At 37.3% G+C, this 12,350-nt stretch carries 9 protein-coding genes and 2 pseudogenes; 2 read left to right on the forward strand and 9 right to left on the reverse strand.

Features of this window, described 5'->3' with window-relative positions; translation table 11 throughout:
• Positions 1 to 5 precede the first annotated feature (5 nt).
• From MHH73_RS14970 to MHH73_RS14980, 3 genes are all read right to left on the reverse strand, one after another.
• Positions 6 to 1,067 carry a M24 family metallopeptidase gene (locus MHH73_RS14970; protein WP_341067836.1) on the reverse strand — a complete coding sequence of 354 codons (1,062 nt, stop codon included), beginning with the start codon at positions 1,065 to 1,067 and terminating at the stop codon, positions 6 to 8.
• Between the two features lie 18 nt (positions 1,068 to 1,085).
• Positions 1,086 to 1,511 (reverse strand): type II 3-dehydroquinate dehydratase, encoded by a 426-nt coding sequence (gene aroQ, locus MHH73_RS14975; RefSeq protein WP_191810562.1) that lies wholly within the window; start codon positions 1,509 to 1,511, stop codon positions 1,086 to 1,088.
• Between the two features lie 106 nt (positions 1,512 to 1,617).
• Entirely contained in the window at positions 1,618 to 2,130 is a 513-nt protein-coding gene (locus MHH73_RS14980; RefSeq protein WP_191810561.1) for a YqhR family membrane protein, read from the reverse strand.
• 310 nt (positions 2,131 to 2,440) lie between these two features.
• Here MHH73_RS14980 and MHH73_RS14985 point away from each other — a divergent pair, with 310 nt between their 5' ends.
• Entirely contained in the window at positions 2,441 to 2,830 is a 390-nt protein-coding gene (locus MHH73_RS14985; RefSeq protein ID WP_318245437.1) for an SA1362 family protein, read from the forward strand.
• Between the two features lie 56 nt (positions 2,831 to 2,886).
• Here MHH73_RS14985 and MHH73_RS14990 read toward each other — a convergent pair whose 3' ends face one another.
• The 4 genes and pseudogenes from MHH73_RS14990 to MHH73_RS15005 all read right to left on the reverse strand — a co-directional run bounded on the left by MHH73_RS14990 (position 2,887) and on the right by MHH73_RS15005 (position 8,509).
• The gene (locus tag MHH73_RS14990) at positions 2,887 to 3,774 is read right to left on the reverse strand and encodes a patatin-like phospholipase family protein (RefSeq protein WP_191810559.1); all 888 of its coding nucleotides are present in this window, start codon (positions 3,772 to 3,774) and stop codon (positions 2,887 to 2,889) included.
• 669 nt (positions 3,775 to 4,443) lie between these two features.
• Positions 4,444 to 6,186, reverse strand: a pseudogene (locus tag MHH73_RS14995) (vitamin B12-dependent ribonucleotide reductase); the annotation flags it as partial.
• A gap of 323 nt (positions 6,187 to 6,509) precedes the next feature.
• Positions 6,510 to 7,328, reverse strand: a pseudogene (locus MHH73_RS15000) (ribonucleotide reductase N-terminal alpha domain-containing protein); the annotation flags it as partial.
• 344 nt (positions 7,329 to 7,672) lie between these two features.
• On the reverse strand, positions 7,673 to 8,509 hold the full coding sequence (locus MHH73_RS15005; protein ID WP_191810557.1) for a lipoate--protein ligase family protein: 837 nt from the start codon (positions 8,507 to 8,509) through the stop codon (positions 7,673 to 7,675).
• A gap of 313 nt (positions 8,510 to 8,822) precedes the next feature.
• Here MHH73_RS15005 and MHH73_RS15010 point away from each other — a divergent pair, with 313 nt between their 5' ends.
• Positions 8,823 to 9,206 carry a rhodanese-like domain-containing protein gene (locus MHH73_RS15010; RefSeq protein WP_191810556.1) on the forward strand — a complete coding sequence of 128 codons (384 nt, stop codon included), beginning with the start codon at positions 8,823 to 8,825 and terminating at the stop codon, positions 9,204 to 9,206.
• A 325-nt stretch (positions 9,207 to 9,531) separates the two neighbouring features.
• Here MHH73_RS15010 and gcvPB read toward each other — a convergent pair whose 3' ends face one another.
• Together gcvPB and gcvPA are read right to left on the reverse strand one after the other, a co-directional pair.
• Positions 9,532 to 10,992, reverse strand: a complete 1,461-nt coding sequence (gene gcvPB, locus MHH73_RS15015; RefSeq protein ID WP_191810555.1) for an aminomethyl-transferring glycine dehydrogenase subunit GcvPB — start codon at positions 10,990 to 10,992, stop codon at positions 9,532 to 9,534.
• Positions 10,985 to 12,331, reverse strand: a complete 1,347-nt coding sequence (gene gcvPA, locus MHH73_RS15020; RefSeq protein WP_191810553.1) for an aminomethyl-transferring glycine dehydrogenase subunit GcvPA — start codon at positions 12,329 to 12,331, stop codon at positions 10,985 to 10,987. Before gcvPA ends, gcvPB begins: the two co-directional genes overlap by 8 nt.
• Positions 12,332 to 12,350 lie beyond the last annotated feature (19 nt).

Genomic DNA, 12,350 nt, shown 5'->3' on the forward strand with positions numbered 1-12,350 from the left:
ACTCATTAAAGAATAACTAATTCTTTTGTTGATGTATTAAGGTTTTCATTACCCTCTTTAGTTACAATCGTATCATCTTCAATTCTAACGCCACCGATTCCTGGTAAATATATACCCGGTTCACAAGTAACAACCATTCCTGGTTCTAATACGATGTCAGATTTAAAAGAGAGCCCTGGTCCTTCATGGACTTCTAAGCCAATACCGTGACCGGTAGAATGACCAAAATATTCACCATAGCCTTTTTCTGAAATATAGTCTCTTGTTAAAGCGTCAGCTTGCTTTCCAGTAATTCCAGCTTTAATCCCTTTCATACCGCGTAACTGTGCCTCTAAAACAATATCATATACTTCTTTCATCTTATCGCTTGGTTGACCGACAGCAACGGTTCTTGTTATATCAGAAACGTATCCATTATATAACGCACCAAAGTCAATTGTAACAAGCTCGCCTTTTTCGATGACTTTATCACTCGCTACACCATGAGGTAGAGCCCCACGAACACCTGAAGCAACAATCATATCAAACGAAGATGAAGTCGCTCCTTCTTTTCTCATAAAAAACTCTAATTCATTTGCCACTTCTATTTCTGTTTTACCAGGTTGAATGAAGTTAAGAATATGAGAAAAAGCGCTATCCGCTATTTTCGCGGCTCCCTTTAATATCTTAATCTCTGATTCATCCTTTATCAAGCGTAACTTTTCAATTTCGCCTGATACAGGAATTAATTCAGCATCAATTGCTTCATTAAAAGTTTGGTATGAAGCATATGTAACATAATCTTTTTCAAATCCTAATCTCTTAATACCTAATTGCTTTACGATCGATGCCACTTCTTCAGGGATCGTTCCTTTATGTTGAACAACTGTATATCCAGTACATTGCTTGCTAGCTTGCTCTGTATAACGAAAATCAGTAATGAACAACGCATCGTTTTTGCTAATTAAAACCGCTCCGGCAGACCCTGTAAAATAAGAAACATAACGTCTGTTATAAGCACTCGTAATCAGCATAGCATCAATACCTAATTGATCAAAACTACTTCTTATTCTATCTATCTTTGTCATCTCTTCTTCTCTCCCTTATTAATCTGTTAGTGCAACTAAAGCAAGCTCATAGCCTTTCATTCCTAAACCAACGATTTGCCCCTTTGTTACTGCTGCCATGACAGAATGATGTCTGAATGATTCTCTTTTATGCACATTGGAAATATGTACTTCAATAACAGGGACATCAATGGCTGCAATGGCATCACGAATAGCAATACTATAGTGAGTAAAAGCTCCTGGATTAAATATAATGCCTTCATATTTCCTATTCGCCATATGGATTTGATCAATGATTACGCCTTCGTGATTAGATTGCACACAAGTAAGCGCAACATGTCTTTGTTCAGCTAATTGTTTTAGATTATTTTCAAGCGACTCTAATGTGTCCGAGCCATAAATCCCTGGTTCACGTTGGCCTAAAAGATTTAAATTCGGTCCATTGATGAGCAATATTTTTTTCATGGCGCCACTCCTACGAATACTGAAATATTCAATATGGCTATTTTATCACAAAATAGAGAACACTCACTATAATAAAGCAAATAAATGCAATCAATCCTCTAACAATTTATGCTTTTCCCATTTCTTGTTCTTCTTTCATCTTTTTTTGTTCTTCATTTTCATATGAAATGGAATAACCGACAAATACACCGTACAATACATATAAGCAAACAGATGTAATAATCGTATTTATTTTCAAATCTCCTACAGGCGCAATATTAGGAAACATCGGATTTAGTACAAAAAAAACAAGGGCAAACAAAACAATTCCATAAAGGGCACCAAACCACATTTTCTTCAACCTTCTCATTGTCCAATAATAAATATAAGCAGCTACAATTGAGACAGCTCCAATTAAAATAATCGAAATCACTGTGCCAAGCCACCCATCCTTCCAATCACCTATTGTCCATGGTTCTAAAATAACTCTTGGTCCTACTTCAGTTAAATTAAGAACATATGCGATGTAACCAATTGTACTCCAAAAAACACCTCCGACAAATCCAGTGATAACAGTTAAAGATGTCATTGATAATGGTTGTTCCCGTTCGTTTTGTTCCAATTCATGTTTATCACTCATATGATTCACCTCCGTGCTTATTATGTCCAAAGCAGGGAGAAACCATTGCATCTTTCATAAAATTGTTAAATTCCGTATTTTTTTCTTGTTTTTTATTTATTTGTAGAGGGTTTCACAGTGAAAATAGAGAAATTTATATATAAAATCTTATTGATTGTACAAGATAGTCTAAGATAATATTTTTCTTATATAAGTTCTGCTTGAAATCTCAAATATTGGGTAAGATAACTTTAAAAGGGTGCTATAAATTGATTTTTTGCTCTTTCGAAGTTTAAAAGCTTACAAATATGCTCATCATGCTCATAGGGAGGTGGCTTTCTTGAAGAATCGGAAATCCTTATATATTTTTGGCGCACTTATTTTTCTTGCAATAATTGGGCTTGGTTCTCAATTAATTAAAGACCCAGCCGGATTATTTCGAGGTATAGCCATTATGGCGCTTGTTGGGGTCGTTATCTATTTTGTCGTCCAGAAACTTAGCGGGTCATCAAGTCCCAATAAGAGTGAGCGAAAAGCATTTGCGCAAGCCGCTAAAAAATCAAAAAAACGTTTTAAAAATAAAGAGAATCAAACTTCGTCAAGCCGAAGAGGTAAGCCAGGCACTTTAACTTCTATAAAAAAATCAAAAAGAAATACCTCTGTACATCTAACAGTCATTGAAGGAAAAAAAGGCAAAAAGAAAAATCGGGCTTCTTTATAAGAGGTCCGATTTTTTATGTCTGATCGCAGGCAATAGACAGATTTTAGGTTTTGTTTTCAATAAGTCCATGTGGCAAGAAATTCTTTCGCTCTTTCCCTCCCAACTTTCAGTAAATCTTTCTTCCCTTCCTCAGTTAACTCAAACTCTGTCGCTAAAACGCCTTCTGTAGGAACAAAAATAACATTCTGTTCATGACTTCTCGAAATATAACGAGAATCATGAGCATCCTTCATTGTTTCAAATAATGCTTCAAACATTTGAATGGCATTCTTTATTCTTCGTGGAGGCTGTTCACTATTATTATTACTCAATTTTACCCCGAGAACCGGTCTCGTTTTCTTCACATTATCTTTATCGAACAACCACATAGGGAAGTTACTTAAGACGCCACCGTCCACAATTAGATTATTACGCTTGCCACGGCCACCAATTTTCACAGGTTCAAAAAAGTAAGGCATACTACAGCTCATCCTCACTGCCTTGGCTACAGAAAAACGATTTGGGTCTATTTGGTACTTCGGTAAGTCGTCTGGTAGTACAAGTAATCTCCCATTTGATAAGTCTGAAGCAATAATGCGGAGAGAGAGCGGAGACACGTCAGCAAATGTTCGAATCCCCCTTGCTGCTAAACGGGCTTCTATCCATTTTTCTAATTCATTTCCCTTATATAATCCTAAACTCCAAAATAAAAAAAGCCATTTTGCTACAGCGATAGGAATAAGGGACTTTCTATTATCTAGAAACAGTTTTAAATCCAAATCGTCCATCATTCTTTCTATCTCTTCACTTGAGTAGCCAGCGATAATTAATGCAGATATAATTGAACCGGCACTTGTTCCAGCGACACGTTTGAATTGGAAACCTTGTTTTTCAATTTCCGCAAGAGCACCAATTAGAGCAAACCCTTTTATGCCCCCTCCTGAAAAAACACCATCGATTTCCATGTATACAACCACCCCATTCTAATTTGCATACATCCTTTTGCAAAAAGAAAAAAGCATTATAATACATTTGTAATCACTTGAGCTTGGCAATAGTCCGATTTTTACGAAAATCACGAAACCGACGTTTGGTAATAAAAGGGCTCAGAAGATACCCATTGTTTAAAGATTTAAATAAAACGGACTTTCGCTTAGAGGACAATATTATGAAGCAAATGTTGATGAGAAAACAACTGAAGACATTGAATGTTAAGTCTCTAGGTTGAGGGGAGGGGAGTTTTCGAGCATATAATTAGATTTATGGTGGTGCTAGCATTCTTTTTTATCTCACGTTTGATGATCAGTGGAAGGCTTTTACTCATGAAGGCTGAGGAAACTTCCTTGCTCTGCTATCTTTGTTCTTTTCACTTTCGATGCACGAGCAAATTCCTTTTGCTCTGCTATCTTCTCGAATTCTTGCGAAGTTGTACGCGCAAACCTGTTGCTAGAGACTAATTTTTCATTTTCAACTAAACAAACCATCTTGTGTTGTATGTACTTGATTCACCCCGTCAAGCTACTTTTCTTGATTTTACAGACAGAAAAAAAGCATGAACAAATTCACTAAGTAATTTGTTCATGCTTTTATTTAGATTAGTGAGCTAAACTACACTTTCATTCCATGCTTGCAGCTTATAACCCACATTTTAATTGAGCATTACAATTGGTGCATGTATTACAGCCGCCAATTTCTTCTACTTTCCCTTGTCGGCATACAGGGCAAGTATTACCCACTTCGGATCCAATAGTGACATCAGTTGAACGTAAATCATTGATTGTATCAACAAGTACAACATGCTGTTTATTGGATGATTTCTGTTCTAAAGTTTCTTCCTCAAAAGAATTTTCTTCAGCTTTTAAAGTTAATACTTGAGAGTCTCTTGAGCCATCCACGTATACAGTTCCGCCTTTTGCTCCGCCTTTGTATAGACGCTCATACACTTTTTGCACTTGTTCTACACTATAACCTTTAGGCGCATTCACTGTTTTACTTATAGAGCTATCAATCCAACGTTGAATCACACATTGCACGTCAGCATGTGCTTCAGGCGCTAAATCCATTGCAGCAATAAACCAGTTTGGTAAGTTTTCAGGGTCCGCCTCTGGGTGACGATCTAAATATTCTTGCACAATATCAGCTTTTACTTCAATGAATTTACCAAGTCTACCACTTCTAAAATAAGAGAATGAGAAATATGGTTCTAATCCTGTAGAAACACCAACCATTGTCCCTGTTGAACCGGTTGGAGCAACTGTTAATAAATGAGAATTACGAATACCCGTTTCTAGAATAGCCTGCTTGATATCAGCCGGCATTTTTTCCATATATCCTGTTTCGATAAAGGCTTTTCTTAAGCGGTTCGTTTCCTCCATTGTTTCTCCGTTTAAGAATGGGAAGCTGCCTTTTTCTTTAGCGATTTCTACCGATGCACGATAAGCCGTTGTTGCAATCGTTTCAAACACTTGGTCAATTAACACATTACCTTCTTTAGAGCCATACTCTGTTTCACAATAAATTAATAAATCATGCAGTCCCATTACACCTAAGCCAACTCGACGTTCACCTAAAGCTTGTTTTTTATTATCTTCAAGGAAATAAGGTGTAGCATCGATAACGTTATCTTGCATACGTACGCCAATCTCGACAGTTCTCGCCAACTTGGCAAAATCAACTGTTTTATTTTCCTTGTCAGCCATTTCAGCTAAGTTCACTGCTGCTAGATTACAAACACTATAAGGAGCTAATGGCTGTTCGCCACAAGGGTTTGTTGCTACTACCTTTTGGCCATAGCTTTTCGCATTGGTCATATCATTCGCGTTATCAATGAAGAAGATACCAGGTTCAGCTGAATAAGTTGCACAAATATTAATTAAGTTCCAAAGCTCTTTTGCTTTAATTTTACGATATACACGAACACCGTGACCTAACTTTTCCCATTCACGCACATCGCCAACTTCATGCCATTGTTGGTTGTAGTTGTCCATCTGCTCACGATCATAACTCTCTACATCCGGGAAACGAAGTTCATATTCGCCATCATTTTCAACTGCTTCCATAAACTCCTTCGTTAAACAAACGGAAATATTCGCTCCAGTAAGGAATTCAGAATTATGGACAGCATATGTTCCACCTATTAATAATTTTTCTTCTGCATCTTTAATGATTTTCTCATTAAATCCACCTAAACCAGGAATGGTTTTATAATTAATTATTCCTTGATACATGGCAATCTCTTGCTCTGTAAATGGAGTGAATTTTAGTTTTTCCTTAGCATAACGTTTAATTGTCTCATCTTCCGTATTTTCAAGTAAGAAACGAAGGATTCTTGGATTTTGCATTTTAGAAATAATAAATTCAATAATATCAGGATGCCACGTTAACTACCGTCCCTTTCAGGATATTTACACTGCTCTTAGCAGTCGGACTAGACTATATCATCACCCTTATGTAAAGGGGGCCGGGCGCTATTTGAGAGTTTATTGTTGGGGCTCACTCTCTAGTCGTTGAACCTTCACCACTACCTATGCCCAGTGGTGCTTGGCTGCGGATTGTCCCATGCAAAACATTTTTTATAGCGTTCACGCTCACCGTTGCCAGTCACGTTGTCGCAGTTTTGCCTTTAACAGGATATCCCCGCAATTCACCCGATTTTCTAGTCATTCATTGGTTTGAATGACGCGGACTACAGCATCAATTAATCCGCCAACATTATCATCTGTGCACCTCTTCTTGAACCACCTTGTTCAACGAGATGTGTTAACTTCGCAATATCATCTAACCAAGAAACAGAACCGGAAGATTTCCCATTCACTCCTTTTGCTAGTGTATTACGCGGTCTTAATGTCGAACCATTCGTTCCAACACCGCCACCTCTAGACATGATTTCCATGACTTGTTTACGATGCTCAGAGATCCCTTCACGAGAATCTTGTACAAACGGCATTACATAGCAATTAAAGTATGTAACCTCAGTATCTGCACCGGCACCATACAAGACACGACCAGCTGGGATAAAGTTCAAATCAGCTAATTCCTGATAAAACTTTTCAAACCATTCTTTCTGTTTTTCTTCAGTCCTTTCGACCGAGGCCAATCCTGTTGCATTGCGCTTAGCAATTTGCTCGTAATACACTTCTAACGGCTTCTCTATAACGTCTAAGGAACGTTCAATGATTCCCGTTTCTACCTCTTCTTGTTTATCGAGTACGCCGCGATAATCTTGTTCAACTTGAACAACTGCTTTTTTATTTTCCCAATCAATCTCTACAATGTAGCCTAAGCCTCGCGCAGGAAACTTTGGATCTTCCTTAATCGTTAGAACAACAAAGTCACCTTCTGATAACGTTACTTTTTCTGTATCTTTAAATGTATATCTATCAAGCATAACTAGGCGGGAAACACCTTTGTGGGTTAATTTCATCTCTGGAGTAATAGGATGCACTTGTGGAAATAAGCGGATGTCCTCATTTAACCTCTCAACATTTAACTTTAATTCTTGTCCAACAGCAACAGACATTACGACAACTCCTTCAATCATTAAAAATTTATTTCTCTTTATGTTTACATCATATATGCTTTTAATATTGTTTTTAGAGAATACCCTTACGTTATCACAAATAAACCTCAATAATCAACATATAGTACCTACTTTATAAAATCTGACACTATATATTGTGTTATTTTTATTTTGTCAAATATAAGAAAGAGGATAAGCACTCGAAAACGTGAGCAATTATTTATTTAAGTGAATAAAATAAATGATTTTCACCAATTTTACGGCTTGCACTTTAAGTCGTTTCTCTCAAACCTAGTAGACAAAACAATTCGACTCTACTCTGTTAAAAGAGCGAGTCGAATTTATTATCGTTTAAATGTCCATTCATCATTTTCATATCTTTCTTTTGCCAGCTTTTCAACATAAGCCATTTCTTCTGCATTAAGCTCATAAGGCTCTAGAATGATATCAAGTCCTTCTTCAAACCCCTTTTTAAAAGCCACTACTGCATCTCCATAAGTAATTGTTCGATCGGTAAGTTCATTAATTGCTACCGCTTTACTACTAAATGCTCGTTGCATTCTTTCTCTCACGCGATCGCTTGAATAGTTAAACAGACTAAATAATTTATCCTCATCTAAATCAAGTAAGATGGAACCATGTTGTAGAATCACACCTTTTTGCCTTGTTTGGGCGCTACCTGCTACTTTACGACCTTCTACAACTAATTCATACCAACTTGGTGCATCAAAACAAACGGATGAACGAGGATTCTTTAGCATTTCTTTTTCTTCCTTTGAACGAGGTACAGCAAAGTATGCTTCTAATCCTAGTTGTTGAAAACCTCGTAATACCCCTTCTGAAATCACACGATAAGCCTCAGTAACTGTTTTCGGCATTTGTGGATGTTCTTCAGGAACAATTACACTATAAGTCAGCTCATGTTCATGAAGAACACCACGACCACCTGTAGGTCTACGAACAAAACCTAAGCCATTTTCCTTTACAGCTTCAAGGTTAATTTCCTTATCAACTTTTTGAAAATATCCGATAGATAGTGTGGCTGGGTTCCACCCATAGAAACGAATCACTGGTGGTATTTTCCCTTCGCTATTCCAATCTAATAAAGCTTCATCTAAAGCCATATTAAATGATGGAGAACCCATACCTGAATGGATAAATCGCCATACTTCCTTCCCCATAATAACCCTCTTTTACTTCTATTTTTAGTAAACGTTTAAGCGTATTTTAGTCTATCAAAATTCGACCAGAAAAAAAAGTCATACATTCTTCTTTCCATATTGTTGTAAAAAACAATTCGTTCTTGCAACCGATAAAGCGATCAAAATTTGAGCGCTTATATGGAAAGATTATTTTGCCTTTGCTAAATGGGCAAAAAAGTGTGCTTCATTAAGTTTTCATTACAATTTTCTCGTACTTGTCCTTTACTAAACCTATGAAAAACTTATATAATATATCTTGGCGTAAGCAATGTTTGAAAGGAGCAAATATGATTTGTCTACTCTATATTTTTTATTAATTATAATCGGTGCTATTATTGTCTACACAGTAATCACAAGGTTGTATCAAAAGAGAATTGTAAAAACATTATCAGAACAAGAATTCAGAGAAGGATATCGTAAAGCACAATTGATTGATGTGCGCGAACCAAATGAATATGAAGGTGGACATATTTTAGGTGCTAGAAATATTCCCCTATCTCAGTTAAAAACAAGACTTGTTGAACTTCGTCAAGATAAGCCTGTCTATTTATACTGCCAGAGTGGAATGAGAAGCGGTAGAGCCGCTCAACTATTGTATCGAAAAGGATACAAAGATCTCTCTCATTTACAAGGCGGCTTCAAAAAATGGGGCGGGAAAATTAAATCTAAAAAATAGATCTCTCAAACCGCCCGACTTAAAACGGGTGGTTTTTTCCCATTTTGTCATTTGTAAAAACCCTCTTCCCTCTGAAAAAATCCCATATAACAAACCACGTTAGACCATTTATAAAATGCAAAAAAGTCCCCCATATACCTACTAATAAACTGACCATTTTTCCTTTTTATGAGAAGAATAAGCTCAGTCCTTTCCTTTCAATCTACTATCTATTACCTCCTGTTACGATAAATGTCCCGATAAAAAAACGCGAACAAATACACATAAATGAATTTGTTCACGTTTTATATAGACCTAGTACCTATTTGTATGAGTGATTTATATATCAGTCTTTTTGATAACGTAATACTGGTTTTCTTGCTGCTAGAGTCTCGTCTAGACGACCAATTACTGTTGTGTGAGGCGCTTCTTGTACGACCTCAGGGTTTTCCTCAGCTTCCTTGGCAATCTGGAGCATCGCATCAATAAAGCTGTCGAGTGTTTCTTTAGATTCAGTCTCTGTTGGTTCAATCATCATACACTCTTCAACATTTAACGGGAAGTAAATAGTCGGTGGATGATAACCGAAATCAAGCAAACGCTTCGCGATATCAAGTGTGCGTACACCTAATTTTTTCTGGCGTCTTCCACTTAGTACAAACTCATGTTTACAGTGTTTATCATATGGTAGATCGAACGCTGGCGCTAGCTTGCGCATCATATAATTGGCATTAAGTACTGCATTTTCAGTAACAGCTTTCAAACCATCTGGCCCCATCGAACGAATATACGTATAGGCACGGACATTGATGCCGAAGTTACCGTAATAAGGCTTTACTCTTCCAATTGAATGTGGACGGTCATAATTAAATGTGTAACCTTCGTCTGTTTTCACTAAGATTGGTTTAGGTAAATAAGGAATTAAGTCTTCTTTTACCCCAACAGGACCTGATCCGGGTCCTCCTCCACCATGGGGACCAGTAAATGTTTTATGCAAATTTAAATGAACAACGTCAAATCCCATATCACCTGGTCTTGCTTTAGATAAAACAGCATTTAAGTTTGCTCCATCATAATACAGTTTCCCGCCTGCTCCATGGACGATTTCTGCCATTTCAAGAATATTTTCTTCAAACAAGCCTAACGTATTAGGATTTGTTAGCATAAGCGCAGCTGTATCATCGCCTACCACTCTTTTTAAATCTTCTAAATCGACCAAGCCTTGATCATTAGACTTAACTGTTAAGGTTTCGAAGCCCGCCACAGTTGCTGAGGCAGGGTTTGTACCATGCGCTGAATCTGGAACAATGACTTTTGTACGGTTAAAATCACCATTTGCTTCATGATAGGCACGAATCATCATCAACCCAGTCCACTCCCCATGGGCTCCTGCTGCCGGTTGTAGAGTGACTTCGTCCATTCCTGTAATCTCAATTAAATGCTCTTGTAAATCATATAACAACTCCATCGCACCTTGAACAGAGCTTTCGTCTTGTAATGGGTGTAAATGAGCAAAGCCGTTAAAGCGTGCTACATTCTCATTTACTTTAGGATTATATTTCATCGTACAAGACCCAAGCGGATAAAAACCAGAATCTACTCCGTGGTTACGCTTAGATAAAGCCGTATAATGACGCATAATATCAAGTTCAGATACTTCAGGTAGATCCGCGTCCTCTTGACGAATATATTCGGCTGGGAGCAAATCAGATAATTCTACTTCTGGAATATCCATCTCTGGAAGGCTATAGCCGATTCTCCCTGGTTTACTTAGCTCAAAAATGAGCGCCTGGTTTTCGTTATGCACGGTAATCCCCCATTTCTGCCACAAATGTATCAATTTCTTCTTTTGTTCTTAATTCAGTTACAGCAATAAGCATATGATGAGCTAATTCATTATAATCTCTTCCTAAATCATAACCACCAATAATATTCTTTTTAAGTAATGCTTGATTTACCTCACGAACCGGGCGATTACATTTAATAATAAACTCGTTAAATGAACTACCCTCAAAAGTAATATCAAATCCTGCTTTTTTAAATTGTTCTTTTGCATAATGCGCCTTTTGGATATTATCTATCGCCATTTGCTTGACACCTTTTCTACCTAGAGCTGTCATAGCAACAGATGCAGCTAGCGCATTTAAAGCTTGGTTTGAACATATATTAGACGTAGCTTTATCCCTACGGATATGTTGTTCTCTTGCTTGAAGTGTAAGTACGAATCCGCGTTGTCCGTTTTCATCAACCGTTTGCCCTACTAAACGTCCAGGTACTTTTCTCATAAGTTTCTTTGTCACCGCAAAGTAACCACAGTGAGGGCCGCCAAACGCAGTAGGAATACCAAAGACTTGCGCATCGCCAGCAACGATATCTGCACCAAATTTTCCAGGAGGTGTTAACACACCTAAGGATAGGGGATTACTTGAAACAACAAATAAGGATTTATGCGCATGAATCACTTCTTCTAATTCAGCAAGTGGCTCCACTCTTCCAAAAAAGTTAGGATATTGCACGACTACTGCGGCAATGTCATCACCAATCATATCTTTTAGTGCGCTCATATCTGTTAATCCATCTTTGTTTGGGATCTCAACTACATCAATATATTGGCCTTTTGCATAAGTTTGAACTACAGCTTTTGATTCAGGGTGTACCGTACTTGAAATCAATACTTTTTTACGTTTTGTATGTCCCGTTGCTAACATAGCAGCTTCCGCAAGTGCCGTCCCACCATCATACATAGATGAATTCGCTACATCCATTCCTGTTAATTCAGATATCATTGTCTGGAATTCAAAAATCGCTTGTAACTCACCTTGGGAAATTTCCGGTTGATATGGTGTATAAGCAGTATAGAACTCTGAACGAGATAACACATGATCAACAATCACTGGCATATAATGATCGTAAACACCTGCACCTAAGAATGAAGTATTTGTTTTTAAATCTGCATTTTTTTGTGATAGGAGCATCAATTCCTTCATTAAAGCAGGTTCCGTTTTAGCTGGTTTAATATTATATTCCCCTTGAAAACGTACGCTTTCAGGAATATCACTAAATAAATCATCAATTGTATTGACTCCGATTGCTTCAAGCATTTCTTTTTGATCAGAATCAGTCATCGGTAAATAACGGTGTTTCATCGCTTCTCTCCCCCTGATT

This window comes from Cytobacillus sp. FSL K6-0265, from assembly GCF_038003465.1.
In the GTDB taxonomy this organism is placed as follows: domain Bacteria; phylum Bacillota; class Bacilli; order Bacillales; family Cytobacillaceae; genus Cytobacillus; species Cytobacillus stercorigallinarum.